This is a genomic window from Enterobacter sp. 342 (genome assembly GCF_036663495.1).
GTDB lineage: Bacteria > Pseudomonadota > Gammaproteobacteria > Enterobacterales > Enterobacteriaceae > Enterobacter.
Window position 1 is genome coordinate 44,739 of record NZ_JAWUEI010000006.1, and the last position, 17,921, is coordinate 62,659.

Here is a 17,921-nt window from a genome sequence, read left to right on the forward strand (position 1 = left end):
ATAACAATGTGAGTACCCTACAATGACAAATACAACAAAGCTTGACCCGATCGAAACAGCATCCCTTGACGAATTACAGGCGTTGCAGACCGAGCGTCTGAAATGGACGCTGCACCATGCCTATAACAACGTACCGATGTATAAACGCAAGTTCGATGCAGCGGGCGTTCACCCTGACGATTTCAAAGAGCTGGCGGATATTCGTAAATTCCCGTGCACGACCAAGCAGGACCTGCGGGATAACTATCCATTTGATACCTTTGCCGTGCCAATGGAGCAGGTGGTACGTATTCACGCATCCTCCGGCACCACCGGCAAACCGACCGTCGTCGGCTACACGCAAGGCGACATCGACAACTGGGCCAATCTGGTGGCCCGCTCCCTGCGTGCCGCGGGCGGCAGTGCAAAAGACAAAATTCACGTGGCCTATGGTTACGGGTTGTTTACCGGCGGTCTGGGCGCGCATTACGGTGCGGAACGTTTAGGCGCAACGGTGATCCCGATGTCGGGTGGTCAGACGGAGAAACAGGCGCAGCTTATCCGGGATTTCCAGCCAGATATGATCATGGTGACGCCATCCTACTGCCTTAACCTGATTGAAGAACTGGAACGCCAGATGGGCGGCGATGCTAGTACTTGTTCTCTTCGTGTGGGCGTGTTCGGCGCTGAGCCGTGGACGCAGGCCATGCGCCACGAGATTGAAAAACGTTTAGGGATCACGGCGCTGGATATTTATGGTCTCTCCGAAGTGATGGGCCCCGGCGTGGCGATGGAGTGTATCGAAACCGCCGATGGTCCGACAATCTGGGAAGATCATTTCTATCCGGAGATCGTCAACCCGAACGACGGTACGCCGCTTAATGACGGCGAGCAGGGCGAACTGCTGTTTACCACGCTGACCAAAGAGGCGCTGCCAGTGATCCGCTACCGCACCCGCGACCTGACACGCCTGCTGCCAGCAACCGCGCGCAGTATGCGTCGTATGGACCGGATCAGCGGTCGCAGTGACGATATGCTGATCATCCGTGGCGTTAACGTCTTCCCGTCACAGCTGGAAGAGGAAATTGTGAAATTCGAACATCTCTCGCCGCATTACCAGCTGGAGGTGAACCGTCGCGGACATCTTGATTCACTTTCCGTGAAGGTGGAGCTGAAAGAGAGCAGCCTGACGCTGACGCACGAACAGCGTTGCCAGGTGTGTCATCAGTTGCGCCACCGCATTAAATCCATGGTCGGGATTTCAACCGACGTGATGATCGTTAACTGCGGCAGTATCCCGCGCTCAGAGGGGAAAGCCTGCCGGGTATTTGATTTGCGTAAAATCGCGGCCAACAGCTGAGTTTCTTCTTCCCTCTCTCCTTCGGAGAGAGGGAGTGTAGAACTATGCTATGATTCATCCGGGACAAAAATTACAACAGAATGAATCACATGAAACTCGACGCCTTTATCCAGCACGCAGTCAGCTCCGTTCCGATCAGCGGGACATCCCTTATCTCCTCGTTATACGGTGACGCGCTTTCCCATCGCGGGGGCGAGATTTGGCTTGGGAGCCTGGCGGCATTACTGGAGGGAATGGGGTTCGGCGAACGGTTCGTGCGCACTGCGTTGTTCCGCCTCAACAAAGAGGGTTGGCTGGATGTCTCGCGCATTGGACGCCGCAGCTTTTACCGCCTGAGCGACAAAGGGCTACGTTTAACCCGCCGCGCGGAGAATAAGATCTATCGCGCGGAGTTGCCCGCCTGGGACGGAAAATGGTTATTGCTGCTCTCTGAAGGTCTGGACAAAACTACGCTTGCTGATGTCAAAAAACAGCTGATCTGGCAGGGGTTTGGCACGCTTGCGCCGAGCCTGATGGCTTCACCATCGCAGCATCTGGCAGATGTGCAGTCCCTGCTTCATGATGCTGGCGTGGCGGAAAACGTTATCTTCTTTGAAGCGCATTCGCCGCTGGCGTTGTCCCGTGCCGCGCTGCGTTCGCGGGTGGAAGAGTGCTGGCAGTTAACCGAACAAAACACGATGTACGAAACGTTTATTAGCTCGTTCCGGCCGCTGCTTCCTCTGCTGAAAGAGGCGACACCAGAGGAACTGACGCCAGAACGTTGCTTCCAGATCCAACTGTTGCTGATCCATTTTTATCGTCGCGTGGTGCTGAAAGACCCGCTGCTGCCGGAAGAGTTACTGCCAGCGCACTGGGCCGGGCAAAGTGCCCGACAGCTCTGCATCAATATCTATCAGCGTGTAGCACCGGGGGCGCTGGCGTTTGTCAGTGAGAAAGGCGAAACCTCCGTCGGCGAATTGCCCGTGCCTGGCACGCTCTACTATCAACGCTTTGGTGGTCTTACAAGCGCATAAGGAGTGAGGATGCCTGTTTATCAAATTGATGGTCTGACGCCGGTCGTGCCTGACGAGAGCTATGTTCACCCGACAGCGGTACTCATTGGCGATGTGATTCTGGGGAAAGGTGTTTATGTCGGCCCGAATGCCAGCCTGCGCGGAGATTTTGGCCGTATCGTGGTGAAAGATGGTGCAAACATTCAGGATAACTGCGTGATGCATGGTTTCCCTGAACAGGACACGGTGGTGGAAGAGGACGGCCATATCGGCCACAGCGCTATTCTGCATGGCTGTGTTATCCGCCGGAACGCACTGGTAGGAATGAATGCTGTGGTGATGGACGGCGCAGTGATCGGTGAAAACAGCATCGTCGGCGCGGCGGCATTTGTGAAGGCGAAAGCGGAAATGCCAGCAGGGCATTTGATTATTGGCAGCCCGGCCAAAGCGATTCGCGAGTTGAGCGAGCAAGAACTGGCGTGGAAAAAACAGGGTACAAGGGAATATCAGGTGCTGGTGGAGCGCTGTAAGCTGACCATGCACCAGGTAGAACCGTTGCGTGAAGTGGAGCCTGGGCGGAAACGGCTGACGTTTGATGAGAATTTAAGGCCGAAGTCGGCGGTGTAAGGTGAGGTATTGAAACAGGGGCGGATGGAACCGACCCATGCTGCGGTTATCTGTTCAGTTGCAATTAAATGAGGCTAATTATTTAATCCCTGCTGCCGATAATGTTTTACTCTGGTTATATATGAAGGAACATGTATGCATTACGCACGGCCTTTACTACGCCCTCTGTTTTTACTTTCTCTGTTGCCATTTTCTTTTGCGCAGGCCGCTGAAAAGCCTGAACTTATTGGCGGCGGTATTAACCCCTTGTCTGTTACCCGCATCCACGATCGTGTGAGTTACATGGTGTCGTTAAACTTTAATAACGGCAAAACAGCGCAACAATGGCGTTCAGTAGATTGTAAACAGGGCAAGTCACAGCTTCTGTACAAGGATTTACTGGATGATGAAGGGTTAACCAAAGTCCGTTTTTACGGCGACAGCTACCTGCGGTATGCGCCTGCACAGGATGATAAGCTGATGACGGCAGAGGATATCCGTAAGATCTGCCAGCTACCGGTAAAAGAACCTCTGTGGGAAAGATTATCTGCCACCTCTGCAACGGGCATTACCGATCTCGTCGATGTTAACAGCATTCATCGCGTTGGCGACATTTTAACGGTACGCATGGGATATGATTTTGCAGATATCATCTGGGAACCGCCTTATGACGCGCCGCTTGAATTAAAGATTGAGCACTATTTCTATAACTGCAAAACCCATCAGGGCGACGCTGTCGCTGCAATGAATTTCGATGGCCAGGGTCACGTAACGGACTCACTCATCACGGCTGATATTGTTCGTCGCAAAAGTAGCTTCAAGATTGACGCTCAAAAGGCTCAACACTTTGAGCAACTCTGCCAGCTACCTGCAGGCAAAACATTCACCGCTGAAGGGCGCTTTGTACCCGCGGTGAACAAGTCAGCATCCACGTTGATCGGGCCCTCAATGCCCGATCTGAGCAATAATAATCCGCAATGGTTGAGTAAACCCCCCCTTTCTGCTGCTATTGATCACCAGGCGCAGGCATTGATCAAATCCTGGGCGATGCCGCGTTTTAAACAGGTTCGGTATACCGAAGTCAGCGCGCTCGGTAAGATTAAAATCCAGCTGGATGCGCAATCGGATGGTTATATACGTAAGCTTGAAGATTATGGCATCTGGAAGGTTCAACGTTTAACGCTGGCTAATCTGTTGCAACTGAAATTCGCCATGTCCATCAGTAGCGGTGCCATGTTGCTCAACACATTGCAGACCGATCTGCATTTCCCGTTAGTACAGGGTCAAAAATATCAGGCGCAACTGGAAAATATTGATGCGGATAAGAAAGTCACATCGTCAGCGATACGCTGTGAAGTGACGGGGGAAGGGGATGCGCAGCGTATTGCACCTGAGTTTACTGGGAAATATTTGTTAGTTGAGTGTCATGAAAGTAATGCGGGGCAACCAGATAGCAGAAGCAAATTAGCCTGGCTGCAGGACCTCAATATCTTCGTCCCTGTTGCTCAGCAACTGGGTGATAAGCCTGAAAGGTTGGTGACGCTGGAAAATGTGAGTGTGACACGATAATCAATAATCAGACCTAACCGAGCCATTATGAAGTAAGGACATAAAATGACCAATTCAACGTTTCAATGGACGTGCATTAAATGTGATAAAGAGATCCCGCAGCATCTTGAATATTGCTCTGAGTGCGAAGAAAAACGATATCGCAAAATAGGTGGTTTGTTATATCTGCCATTTGTCAATATGCTGCTTATCGCTTACGCCTACTTCAACTCTATGGCAGTAACGTTAAGTGCAGGGATGGAAACGGTAGGGCGTCTTCCGGTCTCCCAGACGACCTATCTCTTTGTTGCTAGTGGGATTAACTTAGTTTTCCTGCTCTTTATCATTTATATTGTTTCTCTGTTTTTGCGGAAAAAGAAAGAGTTACCTCTGGCTTATTGTGCTTTGCTTGTTTCGGGTATCGCTCTGATGCTAATTGACAGGGTCGCCACGTCTTACATCTTTCCGCAGATCTCCCTGAATATGGCTCAGATAATGCCTATTATTATGCATGTGATATACGCTTGTATCTGGATCCCATACTTCCGCACCTCCGTTCGGGTTAAAAAGACGTTCATTCGGTAGACGGGGCAGAAAGGTAAAATCTGTGATAACCACTCGGGGCGTACTCATGGCTCTGGAAGTCCAGAGATTCATAGAACAATGACCGTCGGTGTCAGGGCTGCAACAGCAGCCCTGTGAAAAAGCAGGGTTTACTCGCCTTTAACCAGAATGGGGTTTATACAACATCCTCTGATTCATCCTCGCTCACACTCTCTTTGCTTTGAATGAAGCGGAGTGCCAGATAGAGGTCTGGTGCCAGAATCATGTCATCATCATTCATTGTTGGCCGACTTTCTTTAAACCAGCGTGTTAATTCCGTTTTCCTGCCCGCCAGGATTAACTTAATCTGTCGACCCTTCAGGTCACGCTTTAGCTCATTAATGGTTGCCAGGACACTGATATCTGAATAGGTGAAACAAGCCACGGCATCAATGACCACCCATTTAGGTTGTACTGCAGCACCTTCAACTAAGTTCAATACGCGGCGTTTAAAATAAGCCACATTAAAATAGGTCAACGGCGAGTTAAAACGATACATCAGCACGCCCGGAACCATTTTAATATCGGTTGTATTCCCTAATGAGTGGATCATGCCATTTTCGTCAGTTCCCAGTAAGTGCTCAGAGGGACGAAAGACTGTGCGCAGGAACTGTAACAGGCCAAGTAGCACCGCAAGGCCGATACCCTGAATAACGCCGATAATTAAAACACAGCCAAACGTGAAAAAGGCCAGGCGAAATGCCTGTTTATTTCTTCGTCTGAGGTTCCATAGTCCACGTAAATCAATCAATGACCACGACGCATACATTAGAACAATACCTAATGCAGATACCGGAATAAATTGTAAGGGTTGAGTGAAAAAGAGTAGTACGACTCCAATGAGTAAGGCTGCAACAATGGATACCAGCTGACTTTTTCCCCCAGTGGAATCATTAACCGCGGTCCGGGAATCGGCCCCACTGATAGCAAACCCCTGAGATAACCCCGACATGATATTCGCAATACCCAGCGCTCTGAACTCTGCATCTGCATTGATTTCATAGCCATTTTTTGCGGCAAAACTGCGAGCGGTCAGCATCAGACTGACAAAACTGACCAAAGCCAGGTTTAGCGCCGGGATGACTAAATCACGCATCGGACCCGGCTGGAACGCCCCCCAGTTAACGACGGGTAATCCAGGCTGGAAACCTTCGCCCCCAATAGTGGCAATACCATATTGTTGTGCAGATGTCCCCCATACCAGAAACGTCGTTATCACTATGGCAATCAAAGGGGCCGGCCAGTGACTGCGAAACGTTTTAATAGCCATTAAAATAGCTAACGTTAAAATGGATATTCCGAAGGTTAATAAATGGCTGTCTGAAATTCGGCCTGGCAAGGCAATAATTTTCTCAATAACCTGCGCTTCATCAAGCTTGATCCCCAAAACCTTACCTAATTGCCCGACAATAATCGTCACGGCTACGCCATTAAGCAGACCAGTCAGAATAGGGTGAGAAAGCAGATCAGCAAGGGCGCCCAGGCGAAATTTACTGGCAAGCAGACACCATCCGCCCATCATCAATGTCATGACGATCGTCAGTTGCCAGTGCAGTTCGGGATTTCCGGCAGAAAGAGGAAACACGACGGCGGCAATCACCGCGCAGGTCGTGGCATCAGGGCCAACAATAAGCTGACGTGAAGAACCAAACAGCGCATAAGCTATCATCGGTAAAACGCATGAATACAGCCCGACGATAGCCCCAACACCCGCCAACTCAGCATAAGCAATCGCTACGGGTAGTGCTACAGCCGCAACGGATAACCCGGCTTTAACATCATGTTTTAGCCAGCTTTTATCGTAGGCTAATAAATTTTGTAGCCCTGGCATGTAGTTTAATAAAAATTTTCCGAACACGTTATTCTCCGGATATTGATCTTACCTACGTAATGATGGCACGCTTCTAAATAAAATTTTTGCTTTAAAATGATTCCAGGCTGTGCCGGCATTGACCGTTGTTACTCTCAGGAGCGCGATATGACCACCTTTTATCAATTTTCTGCCACCAGTCTGCGCGGCCAGGTTATCTCAATGGCTGACTATGCTGGCAAACTGGTTTTGGTGGTGAACACTGCCAGTCAGTGTGGATTCACGCCACAATACTCTGGCCTTGAAGCGCTCTACAAGAAGTATGCTGGCCATGGGTTTGTGGTGCTGGGTTTCCCCTGCAACCAGTTTGGTAAGCAGGAACCCGGCGGTGCTGAAGAAATCGAGCAGACCTGTCATATCAACTACGGTGTGAGCTTCCCGATATTCGAGAAAGTAGAGGTCAACGGCAATGCCGCGCACCCGGTGTTTCGTTACCTGAAAAATGAATTGCCCGGGGTGCTGGGTGGACGGATCAAGTGGAATTTCACGAAGTTCCTGATAGGTCGCGACGGTACACCGCTTAAGCGTTTTGCACCGTTCACGACGCCGGAGAAAATGGAAGCCTCTATCCTTGCTGCACTCAAGATCTGAGTGTTTCTGTTATTCGAAACATTCCCTTTTCGCGTACTTTCAGCAAACGGAAGATAGTATGACCGCCAATTGGCAGGGGGCGTCTTCATAACCACCAGGGATAAACTGATTGAAGCCGTCGCGTATAATCACTTATTCTTTGCCGTTTAAACATGCAGGAGATGCGTCATGACCGGCGAAACGCGCGGGCGGGGAAGACCACGAAAAACAGAAAGCACCTATGCAGATACCCGTAATGATCTGATCCGCAGCGGACTTGAACTCCTGACGCAGAATGGATTTCTTGCGACGGGAGTCGATGCCATTGTCAAAAATGCCAGTGTTCCAAAAGGCTCATTTTATTATTACTTCAAGAGCAAAGAAGAATACGCCCAGACCGTGCTGAGTGCTTACGACAGTTTCTTCGAGCACAAACTAAAAAAACATCTGCATGTGCCATCCTGCGCACCAATGTTACGTCTGGAAAATTTTATTCACGATGCCTGCGACGGGATTAAAAAGTACAATTTTACCCGGGGCTGCCTGGTTGGAAATATGATGCAGGAAAGCCCGGGGCTTCCTCCATCCTTTATTAAACAGCTACAGGATATTCTTGAAAGCTGGCAAGCGCTTGTGGCGACCTGTTTGTCCGATGCATTATCTTCCGGTGAAATATGCTCTGATATGAATGACAAACAACTGGCCGCTATTTTCTGGAGTGGTTGGGAGGGGGCTGTAATGCGTGCCAAACTTTATTGTTCCACCCAACCTGTGTACGACTTCTGGAGCTACTTCAAAACGTCTGTACGCTATCAGCCATCGCAGGTTGCGGCACCTGAACAGTAAAAAGAGAGGGGCTGACAGCAGCCCCTCAAGAGAACGTTAATCCTGTCGCTTTAGCTACATTTAATCACTGCCCGGCCACGAATGCCGCCACTAAGAAGTGCTTCAGCCACCGAGATGGCCTCACTGAGCGGATATTCGCGGGTCAGGCTATCCAGTCTGGATTCTGGTAAATACTTAATTGCTTGCTGCCATATCGCCGCTCTTTTCTCTTTCGGGAACATCACACTGTCAATTCCTTTCAGCGTAACGCCACGCAGAATAAACGGGGCCACATTACCCATCATATCCATACCCTGGGCCATACCGCAGGCTGCAACAATACTGCCATAGCGCACTCCGGCGCAGGCATTACAGAGCGTGTGACTGCCGACCGTATCAATAGCGGCAGCCCAGCGTTCTTTCTGTAACGGTTTACCTGGGCTGGAAAGCTCAGTGCGATTAATAACCTCATTTACACCGACCGTTTTATAAAGCCACTCGGATTCTTGCGGGCGACCGGTAGACGCGGTGACCTGAAAGCCCATTGACGCAAGGATCATGGCCGCAATACTTCCGACGCCTCCGCTGGCTCCGGTAACAAGTACCGGCCCATCTTCAGGCTTAACACCATGGTTCAGCAGGGCGTCAACACACAGCATCGCGGTAAAGCCTGCAGTTCCGATGGCCATGACGTGTTTACTGTTTGCGCCAGCCGGAAGCGGCGTCAGCCAGTCGCCTTTTACCCGTGCCTTTTCGGACAACCCGCCCCAGTGTTTTTCCCCTACACCCCAGCCGGTGAGGAGAACCTTATCACCGACCTGATATTCCGGATGCGAACTGGCAAATACAGTGCCAGCAAAATCGATGCCCGGCACCATCGGGAACTGTCGGACGATGGGGCCTCGCCCGGTGATAGCCAGAGCATCTTTGTAATTGATGGAAGAGTAGTCAATCTCGACAGTGACATCCCCGTCAGGCAGATCGCTTTCAGCTGTCTCAACAAATTGCGCAGAGTAATGGTCGTCTTTCTTGTTGATTAATAATGAGTTAAACATTTTTACCTCGTATGTTTGGTTGTATGGCTACCCGTAAACAGCAGTATAATTAAAATATTGACCGATCGTCTAATAATCAGCGCTACTATCCCAGCGTTTTAGCAATATTCAAGAATTGTTTGTTAATTCATTGCATTATCGAGTGAGCTTTTGATTAGAATCAAAATGAGGGGCTAAATGCAGATTATGTTTGCTCGTCTCAGTCGTGAACCGGGAGGTAAAACCTACGTCCGACTCTGTGCAAATGGCGTTGGGGGGAATCAGCGGGGCGGTTATCGGGTCAAACCCGCCGGCCTTTGCCAGCGGGGGAACTGAATCCTTACTCCCAGCGTTTCAACAGCAGGCTAGCGTTGACGCCACCAAAGCCAAAACCGTTAGACAGCGCGTAATTCATCTTCTGCGGACGAGCCACCCGCGCCACCAGGTTCATGCCTTCCGCGTCTTCATCGGGGTGAGACAGGTTCAGCGTCGGCGGCACTATCTGGTCACGCAACGCCTGAATAGTAAAGATGGCCTCAATTCCACCGGCTGCACCTAACAGATGACCGGTTGCTGATTTCGTCGACGTAATAGCAACGGGATGCGTGCCAAACAGGCTTTTAATCGCTGCCAGTTCACCTTTGTCTCCTACCTGAGTCGAGGTGGCGTGGGCATTGATATGGTCAATCTCTTCAGTTGAGACTCCCGCCTGACGAATGGCCATTTCCATGGCACGACGTGCGCCGTTACCATCTTCCGGGCCAGCTGTCAGGTGATACGCATCTGCACTGGTGCCGTAGCCGACCAACTCTGCCAGCGGCGTGGCGCCACGCGCCAGTGCATGCTCAAGCGACTCAATCACGATAAGCCCGGCACCTTCCCCCATCACAAAACCATCGCGGTCACGGTCAAAGGGGCGAGAGGCCGCTTCCGGCTGGTCATTGGATGCGGTGGAGAGTGCTCTTGCTGCGGCAAACCCGGCAAGGCTAACGCGATGAATCGCCGCTTCTGAACCGCCGCAGAGGGCGATATCGGCCTCGCCGCTGCGGATCATCCGTGCAGCATCGCCAATGGCCTGCGCACCTGCCGCACAAGCGGTGACTGGCGCACCGATGGGCCCACGAAAACCGTGGGCAATAGACACATGTCCGGCGGCGAGATTGGCAAGAAAAGAGGGGATGGTGAACGGAGACAGGCGACGCGGTCCGCGCTCATCCGTCGTATGTACCGCATTGGCGATCTCGCCGAACCCGCCGATCCCAGTTGCGATGACGGTTGCAGTACGATCTTGTTCTGTCGTTGATGCAGGCGACCACCCGGCCTGAGTCAGCGCTTCACGCGCGGCGACCAGCGCAAATTCGATAAAGCGATCCATCTTTTTACGTTCTTTGGCCGGGATGGTTGCCAGCGGATCGAAGCCGTGCAACGGGTCGTTCTCAATGGACGGAACCTGTCCGGCAACTTTGCAGGGAATATCTTCGACTAACGTCTCGCTAAGTTTTGTAATACCTGACTTTCCTGCCAGCAGCGACTGCCAGACGTGTTGTACACCGCAGCCCAGGGGGCTGACAATCCCCATCCCGGTTACAACAATGCGTTTAGCTGAAACGCCCATAAACAACTCTCCTGTATGAGTAATATGTCGGCGACTTTTTCATCAATGAAACCAGCAGCGCGACAATCAAAAAACCGATCATGATGAAGTAATTTTCATCGGAAAATGCCTTGCTTCGTTCCTCTCGCTAAATCAGGTCGGATTCATGGCTGGCATCTCTGTAAGGTTCGGGTTGGAATTTTTGCGCGCTATCGCCTTCGCGTTTGCGCAGAAGATATTCGTGGCGGTATTTCATCATCGGTGAGGCTGCGGGTCCCGGTACCATGGCGTATTTACCCGTTAAAATCTCTTCACCGGTTGCTTTATCGACCAGGATCGGTTCCACAGTTCTCTGAGTTTCACTTTCCACCAATTGCATCTGACGGCCTTCGGGCGAAAAGTGGCGGCTACCCCATTCCGCCATCGCCAGCAGAACCATGCGAAAATCGCGTCCGCTTTGAGTGAGGTGATATTCGTAGCGCGGTGGTGAACTGCTGTAGCAAATCTTCTCCAGCAAACCGTCATCTACCAGCGATTTAAGACGGCGCGAAAGAATATTGGGCGCGACGTTACTGCTTTTCTGGAATTCGTCAAAGCGGGTAAAACCCGAGGCGGCGTCGCGCAGGATCATGATGCTCCAGCTGTCACCAATACGGCCAAGACTACGGGCGATGGGGCAGGGAGCGTGGCAAAGCAGTTCATTTTTCATGGGCTGACCTGGATGAATAGGTGGCTTTCGCAAGCAAATTGACATAGTAACTATCAAAATGCAAGTTACTTAAGAGCCAATCAATATGTTGCATCCAGGTTCAGCACACAGATAAAAACGGATGAAATGCTAGTCAGTGATGGGGTGGTCAACCTGGATAAGACGTTTAGCCAGTTTCTTTTGCAGAATAACAATAATAATTGGGGAAACTGATGCGAAAATTGCAGATGCTGCCAGCAACGTGTTGATATTTCGTGGTGCCATGACGTGCCCTGGTAACAGGTAAGCAGAGAGGAAAAATGCGACTGTTGTAGTCAAATACATTATTGATGTCTGTAATGAAGCGAACCCGGCTCGTTGTTTGTCATCAGGAAACTGAATCGTCACCACCGAAGTCGAAACCAGACGGCTGTAAGATGCGCCAAGGAATAAAGTAATAAACAGTGCCGGATGCGGATAACCCAGGATGGGTATGAGTAAACTCAGGATAAAGACGATGGTTGACCCTGAGGCCAAAATCAAAGCAGATATTCGGGAAGCTAACGCGCCAGTCATTTTTGTAGACAGATACCCACTCGTCCCTCCAACGAAGAACAGCCAGGGTAACAGATCCTGCGAAGCGCTCAATTGCTGTGTCATTACCGGTACCAGAACGGGAATGACCAACATCGAACTAAACTGTACAAGCGCATTACTGGAAGCAAACAGTAAAGTATCAGCGTCGAGAGGGAGTGTGTGGGGTGTCTCGAAAGAGACGGGATCCTGAGGGATGATGGAAACAATCAGCGGCAATGCCAACAAACACAGTGTACTGATTAACCACAAAGCGATGTGCCAGCCATAATGAGTACACAAAAATAATATCGTGGGCATTCCTGCAATGCTGACTATCGAAAATGATGCAATCACCGTCGCCAACATTTTCCCCCGCAAGTTAGTTGGTGCGTGGTTTATCAATATACTGATACCCACCCCCATTGTCGTTCCTCCGACTAATCCTGCGCAGAATCGTAATATAAGCAGAAGGCTAAAATTGGAGGTGAATGTAGTCAAAAGTGTCACCAGGCCTAGTAATGCCATATTGGCAATTATAAAACGTTTCCTGTTGAAGTGACCTATCCAGTAAAAGGCGATAATTCCAGACAGCACGGCTCCAGCTGTGTACATGCCGGATACATAGCCAGAATATGATACGGGGACTGCGAAATCTGCGGCCATAAAAGCAAAAACAGGGTTGAACATCATATATTCCAGTGCATTAGTGAACTGGATAAAAGCCATTACAATCGCTATTCGTATAAGGGCTTTATGATTAAACATTGTGGTGATCAGTGGCATAGCAAGCAACCTGTGGATGAAAGATACCCGAGTTTAACTACTATCAATGCAGTTCATTAGATGGTAAAAATGGCACTTATTATTATCATTTTTGGGATAGTTGATGCGCTCGGCTCTTGATTTTAATACCCTTAAAGTGTTCACGGCTGTGGTTGAAAGAGAAAGTTTTATTGGGGCCTCTAAGTTCCTTGAAATGCCTACATCTAATGTAAGTCGTTGTATTTCTCAGTTAGAAGACAAACTGAATCTTCAGCTTATCGAGCGCAGCACCCGACATATGAAACTTACTCAGGCGGGGCACTTACTCTATGCCCGGGCTAAGCCACTACTGGAGGCGCTTGAGCAAACTGAAACAGAATTAACGTTACGGCAAATGCAACTCAAGGGTCCATTACGCATTTGTATTCCGAATGAAATAGGTCCTGCATTGCTGGGCTCTGTTGTTGCCGATTTCGCTTGCCAATATCCCGAGTTGGAAATAAGCTGCGTCACAAATTTGTCTGGTTTTGAATCCCTGCGAGATGATCTTGATTTAGCTGTTATCGTTAGCCGTGGTCAAATGGATGACTGTGACTACATAGCCCGTCATCTGGTGACTATCCCTTGCACTATTGTTGCAGCCCCCTCCGTTATTCAGCGTTATGGTACACCTTCTCGGATACAGCAATTTGAAGAGTTACCCTGTATTACAACGGTAAGTGCACTTAGAGGTGCTCCCTGGCAGTTTGTTAATAAAAAAGGGGGATTTGAAACCATTAAAGTTAAAGGTCATTACCGGGTAAACAGCGGAGAAATGGCAGGGCGAGCGGCGGTCGCAGGTGTCGGTTTTGCCATTCTATCGAAACAAGCCTGTCAGCCATACATTAACAATGGACAGTTAATCGAAGTTGAGTTTGAACAATCGCCAGCGCCATTGCAATTGTTTGCACTTTATTCCGAACGACGCTATTTGCCCGCTAAAACACGAGCGCTCATTGATTTCATGCAGCAGAAATTGAGCAAAAATCCTGAGTAACACAAGCTAATCCAGATACGGAAGCTACCTGACGTACACTCAAGAACCTTCTATAAAAAAGAAATGACTTTTGGTGGTGAATAAAAACATGATAGCTTTACGGTTGATAGAACAACTCTCACGCTTTAAGTTAATGAGTGAACTCAGGAATATAAATGATCGATGATATCCGTTACCTGATAGTTTTTGCAAAAATTGTACAAGCTGGATCGATTTCAGGTGGCGCAGACGCTTTAGGGCTTACTACCGCGACAGCAAGCACGCATCTTTCTAAGCTGGAGAAAAATCTGGGAAGTGCTTTGCTATACAGAAATACGCGCAAATTATCCCTGACACATGATGGTGCAAGTTTGCTAGAAACCGCTAACGCTATGTTGGAACTCTATGAAAAGGGGTTTATCGAGTTTAAACAGCGTTCTATTTCAACAAGCAATAAGCTGAATCTTTCTATTCCTGCAGTTTTTATAAATAGTGTATTCACACGCCATCTTGCAGATTTTATAAAGGAATACCCGGACGTTTACCTGAATATTTCTTATTGCGATACGCGCAAAGATATCATTGCCGATAGTATTGATGTTGCATTTCGAATTGGCGAACTACCAGACAGCGCACTCAAAGCACGGCATCTTTTTGTATTGCCCCGACACGTTGTTGCGTCAAAGAAATTTCTGAGCAATTACCCGCCTGTCAACCATCCTGATGATTTAGAAAAAATGCCCTGGATTGGTCTGAGCATGCTGCAGAGCAGTCGAGAGTTCAGGCACAAAAATGGCGAGGTAGCTGTAATTAAGTATACGCCAACGGTTTACGTTGATAATGTCGAAGCTGCCTATACTCTTGCAAAGCATCAGGTTGGAATCGCTGCTCCTCCTTGCTATCTCAGCAAAGAGGATATTAAGCGAGAAGACATGCAGTTGGTTCTCCCGGACTGGTCACTTGAGTCACTAAAAGTCTACGCGGTTTGGCCTTCGAATATATCTACCAGCAGTATCGCATACACGTTGATTAATAATATTTACAACTCTTTTGAATCCCAGTCATTATGATTGATTTAAAGGTGTGGTAATTTGATGGATTAAATGCAGTCAGTGTGTGAAAGAGTTATTCATTGGGCGAAAAGCATGTAGGAAGCAGTGATGATCAGTGTTCCGCCCATACATAAATTAAAGGCGCGGATGCGTCCAATACTATTAAGTAATGCTGAAATATTCTTCCCAAGAACAGCCCATGCAGCTAATGAGAGATAACATACTAAAAAATAGATTGTTATGAAAATTATCAATGGGATATTGTTTGAAGGATCAGAAAATAATACTACTCCAGATGCGCAGGCAATCCAGGCTTTAGGGTTGAGCCATTGAAGTAAAAAGCCCTGAATGAAGCCAGGTGCCTCTGATTTTGTTAATGACAACTCAGGCTGGGATGAGGCTATCTTATAACCTACGTATATTATAAACGCTGAGCCAGCCACGCTGAGGTATTTGAAAAAGAGTGGGTGTTTATCAATGGCAGCATAGAGCCCAAAACCCATTATTATCAGTAATAGAGTAAATCCTATTGTTGCACCTGAGACGAATGGGAGAGTTCTTCTAAATCCATGGCTCGCGCCTGATGATATAATGACCATATTGACTGGTCCTGGCGAAATGGACATGGTGAGGGAGAACAAAAACATTGCAAAAAATAAAGTCATTTTATCTCCGTATTCTTATCGACGACTCTGTAATAAAGCACATTTTTAATGCACGACTACATTCCTGTTATTCTCATAGTCTATAGATAAAAATGACCAGATAAAGTGGGTTTTCTATAAAGGTGTATTTGATTTTTCGCATGTTTAGCCATCAGCATATCCACCAGGCTGGTAGCAAAACGCAGCAGCAAAACTATCAAGGGCTCCCATCTGAAGCCCTGATTTATTGCTCAGGAGCAAGCTTAAAAATCCTACGCTCCCGGTTTTGCCACGCACTGTGCTGGGTCAAACACGGTCTTTGCCTGGAAATAGTGCTGAAATTAAGGTCTGGCTGGTTTAAACATCTGGTATCTCTTTCACTGTATCGGGCTCGCCGACACGGGTTTAAATTTAAGGGCGATGACGATCAACAGCACGACCCCCGCACTCATGACCAGCCAGGCGCTGGTCAGTGAAACCGCATTGTCGCGAACGATCCCCGCAATTAATGGCATGAGTGCCGCAATCATATACCCACCACCTTGCACTTTAGAGAGCAATTTCCCGGCCTGGGCAGGTGTTCGTGCGTGATCGAATGTGACGATGAGCGACAGCGGGAACAGGGCGCCGATACCTGTGCCAAGCAGCAACGTTGATAATACAGGCGTGGTTCCCGGCGAAAATACCAGACACATTAACCCCGACAGCAGCAACAACAGAACAGTGATCAGCGGAACGCGACGGTCGGGGAATTCACCAATCAGTGCAGAAACAACAAACCCTGCGACAACTTCGGTTAAAGTTAGCCAGGCCAGCATATAACCGCTGCTGCGTGCGCTCCATCCCGCCTGAATATAGAGCGGTGGCAGCCACGCCAGAACCAGCGTGTAGGCTCCCGTCCCCACACCGAAAAAGAGCAGCAATAGCCCGGTACGGGAAGAGGAGAGTGTCACGGTTGCCTGCGCTGGTGCTTCCCCGTGATGATGCTTAACCAATGTCAGCCACAGTACCAGTGCAAGCAGTGTTAACGCGCCTGCCATTGCCAGCGCGGGCTTCAGCTCCAGCCACGAAAATAACGGCTCAGCACTGGCGGCAGCTAATGCGGCCCCGGCCATAATGCCCGTGCTGAACAGGGACATCACCGTGCTGGCCGTCTGCGTATACTCCCTTTTTATCAGCGCAGGCATTAACGCCTGGATCATGCCTATACTGGCCCCGCCCATTAATGCTGTTGTCATCAGGCCCGTCAGTGAAGCACTAACCCCGCGGAATAAACAGGCCAGGAGCAGGATGAAAAGTCCGATCATAATCCCCCGGACGGCACCCACTCTGGCTAAAAGCCACGGGCCGCTTAATGCCGCCAGCCCCATCATGGCGACAGGTAGCGTGGTTAGCAGACTGAATTCCGTGGCTGATAACCCCACTTCGCGCTGGAGTACTGAAAACAACGGTCCGACAGAAGCCAGAATAGGGCGCAGGTTCAACCCGACGATAAAAGCGATAACGGCGAAGAGTAAAGGCGATGTACGTTTCAACATGAGATCCTTTTCGGTAGTAAGCAGCCAGGGCAAAACACCACAAGCATTTATCTTAACGTTAAGATAAAATCCTTTTTTGTGTAAGGTGTACCGCACAACAGGATAAATTCCCGCATTATCAGGGGTGAAAATGAAAGACCACGTAGACTTTGTTGTTGATCAATGGGGCAGTGCCATGCCGGAACTGGATGTCTCATCGATGAAAATTTTTGGCCGAATGCTCAGGTTGATGAAGCATCTTGCAAAAAAGCGTGCTCAGGCCATGGAGGCGTTCGGTTTTCGCGAGGGCGAATTTGATGTGCTCGCCACGTTACGTCGCGCCGGTGAGCCCTATTGCCTTTCGCCCACACAGTTGTATAAATCGCTGTTGATCACCTCAGGGGCGATGACTAACCGGCTCAATCACCTGGAACAACAAGGGCTTATCAGGCGGATTGCTGACCCGGAAGACAAACGCAGTACCCTCGTCAGCCTGACACCTCACGGGCAGGAGTGTATTGAACGCGCGTTGATCGTTCATACAGAAACACAGAATGCACTACTGAGACCGTTATCAGGTGAACAACACAGGCAGCTTGAATCACTGCTGAGGGATTTACTGCTGACATTTCCTCCGGAGGAGTCGGGAGGTAAATGACTGAACACTGGCCTGTATACCGGGAATA

17 protein-coding genes and 1 pseudogene are annotated in these 17,921 nt (G+C 49.4%); 10 read left to right on the top strand and 8 right to left on the bottom strand.

Annotation, left to right across the window (positions count from 1 at the left end):
• Nucleotides 1–22 precede the first annotated feature (22 nt).
• From paaK to V6E55_RS06825, 5 genes are all read left to right on the top strand, one after another.
• Nucleotides 23–1,339, top strand: a complete 1,317-nt coding sequence (gene paaK / locus V6E55_RS06805) for a phenylacetate--CoA ligase PaaK (RefSeq protein WP_114977353.1) — start codon at nt 23–25, stop codon at nt 1,337–1,339.
• 80 nt (nt 1,340–1,419) lie between these two features.
• Nucleotides 1,420–2,352 carry a phenylacetic acid degradation operon negative regulatory protein PaaX gene (paaX, locus tag V6E55_RS06810; protein WP_114977352.1) on the top strand — a complete coding sequence of 311 codons (933 nt, stop codon included), beginning with the start codon at nt 1,420–1,422 and terminating at the stop codon, nt 2,350–2,352.
• Between the two features lie 9 nt (nt 2,353–2,361).
• Nucleotides 2,362–2,958 carry a phenylacetic acid degradation protein PaaY gene (paaY, locus tag V6E55_RS06815; protein ID WP_028017538.1) on the top strand — a complete coding sequence of 199 codons (597 nt, stop codon included), beginning with the start codon at nt 2,362–2,364 and terminating at the stop codon, nt 2,956–2,958.
• A gap of 135 nt (nt 2,959–3,093) precedes the next feature.
• On the top strand, nt 3,094–4,506 hold the full coding sequence (locus tag V6E55_RS06820; RefSeq protein ID WP_316942430.1) for a hypothetical protein: 1,413 nt from the start codon (nt 3,094–3,096) through the stop codon (nt 4,504–4,506).
• 45 nt (nt 4,507–4,551) lie between these two features.
• Nucleotides 4,552–5,070: a DUF2569 domain-containing protein gene (locus V6E55_RS06825; RefSeq protein ID WP_114977350.1), complete on the top strand. Its 519-nt coding sequence runs from the start codon at nt 4,552–4,554 to the stop codon at nt 5,068–5,070.
• A gap of 154 nt (nt 5,071–5,224) precedes the next feature.
• Here the strand turns inward: V6E55_RS06825 and V6E55_RS06830 are convergent, their stop codons facing one another.
• Nucleotides 5,225–6,946, bottom strand: coding sequence for a SulP family inorganic anion transporter (locus V6E55_RS06830; RefSeq protein ID WP_236920739.1), 1,722 nt, complete (start codon nt 6,944–6,946; stop codon nt 5,225–5,227).
• Between the two features lie 120 nt (nt 6,947–7,066).
• Here V6E55_RS06830 and V6E55_RS06835 point away from each other — a divergent pair, with 120 nt between their 5' ends.
• Both V6E55_RS06835 and acuR read left to right on the top strand, forming a co-directional pair.
• Nucleotides 7,067–7,549, top strand: a complete 483-nt coding sequence (locus V6E55_RS06835) for a glutathione peroxidase (RefSeq protein WP_316942431.1) — start codon at nt 7,067–7,069, stop codon at nt 7,547–7,549.
• Nucleotides 7,550–7,717: 168 nt separating this feature from the next.
• The gene (gene acuR / locus V6E55_RS06840) at nt 7,718–8,374 is read left to right on the top strand and encodes an acrylate utilization transcriptional regulator AcuR (RefSeq protein WP_316942432.1); all 657 of its coding nucleotides are present in this window, start codon (nt 7,718–7,720) and stop codon (nt 8,372–8,374) included.
• A gap of 50 nt (nt 8,375–8,424) precedes the next feature.
• On the opposite strand, the gene acuI is transcribed toward acuR, so the two are convergent.
• From acuI to V6E55_RS06865, 5 genes and pseudogenes are all read right to left on the bottom strand, one after another.
• The gene (acuI, locus tag V6E55_RS06845; RefSeq protein WP_316942433.1) at nt 8,425–9,408 is read right to left on the bottom strand and encodes an acrylyl-CoA reductase (NADPH); all 984 of its coding nucleotides are present in this window, start codon (nt 9,406–9,408) and stop codon (nt 8,425–8,427) included.
• Nucleotides 9,409–9,727: 319 nt separating this feature from the next.
• Nucleotides 9,728–11,002: a beta-ketoacyl-ACP synthase II gene (gene fabF / locus V6E55_RS06850; RefSeq protein WP_114977345.1), complete on the bottom strand. Its 1,275-nt coding sequence runs from the start codon at nt 11,000–11,002 to the stop codon at nt 9,728–9,730.
• A 127-nt stretch (nt 11,003–11,129) separates the two neighbouring features.
• Complete coding sequence (locus V6E55_RS06860; RefSeq protein WP_316942434.1) at nt 11,130–11,690, bottom strand: winged helix-turn-helix transcriptional regulator; 561 nt, start codon at nt 11,688–11,690, stop codon at nt 11,130–11,132.
• A pseudogene (locus tag V6E55_RS25780) lies at nt 11,680–11,760 on the bottom strand (hypothetical protein); the annotation flags it as partial. The pseudogene V6E55_RS25780 and the gene V6E55_RS06860, both read right to left, overlap by 11 nt.
• A gap of 59 nt (nt 11,761–11,819) precedes the next feature.
• Entirely contained in the window at nt 11,820–13,028 is a 1,209-nt protein-coding gene (locus V6E55_RS06865) for an MFS transporter (protein WP_316942435.1), read from the bottom strand.
• Between the two features lie 103 nt (nt 13,029–13,131).
• On the opposite strand from V6E55_RS06865, the gene V6E55_RS06870 reads away from it, so the two are divergent.
• Together V6E55_RS06870 and V6E55_RS06875 are read left to right on the top strand one after the other, a co-directional pair.
• Entirely contained in the window at nt 13,132–14,043 is a 912-nt protein-coding gene (locus V6E55_RS06870) for a LysR family transcriptional regulator (RefSeq protein ID WP_028017527.1), read from the top strand.
• Nucleotides 14,044–14,198: 155 nt separating this feature from the next.
• Nucleotides 14,199–15,092 carry a LysR family transcriptional regulator gene (locus V6E55_RS06875; RefSeq protein ID WP_316942436.1) on the top strand — a complete coding sequence of 298 codons (894 nt, stop codon included), beginning with the start codon at nt 14,199–14,201 and terminating at the stop codon, nt 15,090–15,092.
• A 59-nt stretch (nt 15,093–15,151) separates the two neighbouring features.
• Here V6E55_RS06875 and V6E55_RS06880 read toward each other — a convergent pair whose 3' ends face one another.
• Both V6E55_RS06880 and V6E55_RS06885 read right to left on the bottom strand, forming a co-directional pair.
• Nucleotides 15,152–15,739: a LysE family translocator gene (locus V6E55_RS06880; protein WP_316942437.1), complete on the bottom strand. Its 588-nt coding sequence runs from the start codon at nt 15,737–15,739 to the stop codon at nt 15,152–15,154.
• Between the two features lie 356 nt (nt 15,740–16,095).
• Complete coding sequence (locus tag V6E55_RS06885; RefSeq protein ID WP_316942438.1) at nt 16,096–17,256, bottom strand: MFS transporter; 1,161 nt, start codon at nt 17,254–17,256, stop codon at nt 16,096–16,098.
• Nucleotides 17,257–17,386: 130 nt separating this feature from the next.
• Here V6E55_RS06885 and V6E55_RS06890 point away from each other — a divergent pair, with 130 nt between their 5' ends.
• Nucleotides 17,387–17,893, top strand: coding sequence for a MarR family winged helix-turn-helix transcriptional regulator (locus tag V6E55_RS06890; protein WP_114977338.1), 507 nt, complete (start codon nt 17,387–17,389; stop codon nt 17,891–17,893).
• Nucleotides 17,894–17,921 lie beyond the last annotated feature (28 nt).

Bases quoted from the DNA above. Each gene is read 5' to 3' on its own strand.
- paaK (WP_114977353.1), top strand. From the start codon at position 23: ATGACAAATACAACAAAGCTTGACCCGATCGAAACAGCATCCCTTGAC.
- paaX (WP_114977352.1), top strand. From the start codon at position 1,420: ATGAATCACATGAAACTCGACGCCTTTATCCAGCACGCAGTCAGCTCC.
- paaY (WP_028017538.1), top strand. From the start codon at position 2,362: ATGCCTGTTTATCAAATTGATGGTCTGACGCCGGTCGTGCCTGACGAG.
- V6E55_RS06820 (WP_316942430.1), top strand. From the start codon at position 3,094: ATGCATTACGCACGGCCTTTACTACGCCCTCTGTTTTTACTTTCTCTG.
- V6E55_RS06825 (WP_114977350.1), top strand. From the start codon at position 4,552: ATGACCAATTCAACGTTTCAATGGACGTGCATTAAATGTGATAAAGAG.
- V6E55_RS06835 (WP_316942431.1), top strand. From the start codon at position 7,067: ATGACCACCTTTTATCAATTTTCTGCCACCAGTCTGCGCGGCCAGGTT.
- acuR (WP_316942432.1), top strand. From the start codon at position 7,718: ATGACCGGCGAAACGCGCGGGCGGGGAAGACCACGAAAAACAGAAAGC.
- acuI (WP_316942433.1), bottom strand. From the start codon at position 9,408: ATGTTTAACTCATTATTAATCAACAAGAAAGACGACCATTACTCTGCG.
- fabF (WP_114977345.1), bottom strand. From the start codon at position 11,002: ATGGGCGTTTCAGCTAAACGCATTGTTGTAACCGGGATGGGGATTGTC.
- V6E55_RS06860 (WP_316942434.1), bottom strand. From the start codon at position 11,690: ATGAAAAATGAACTGCTTTGCCACGCTCCCTGCCCCATCGCCCGTAGT.
- V6E55_RS06865 (WP_316942435.1), bottom strand. From the start codon at position 13,028: ATGCCACTGATCACCACAATGTTTAATCATAAAGCCCTTATACGAATA.
- V6E55_RS06870 (WP_028017527.1), top strand. From the start codon at position 13,132: ATGCGCTCGGCTCTTGATTTTAATACCCTTAAAGTGTTCACGGCTGTG.
- V6E55_RS06875 (WP_316942436.1), top strand. From the start codon at position 14,199: ATGATCGATGATATCCGTTACCTGATAGTTTTTGCAAAAATTGTACAA.
- V6E55_RS06880 (WP_316942437.1), bottom strand. From the start codon at position 15,739: ATGACTTTATTTTTTGCAATGTTTTTGTTCTCCCTCACCATGTCCATT.
- V6E55_RS06885 (WP_316942438.1), bottom strand. From the start codon at position 17,256: ATGTTGAAACGTACATCGCCTTTACTCTTCGCCGTTATCGCTTTTATC.
- V6E55_RS06890 (WP_114977338.1), top strand. From the start codon at position 17,387: ATGAAAGACCACGTAGACTTTGTTGTTGATCAATGGGGCAGTGCCATG.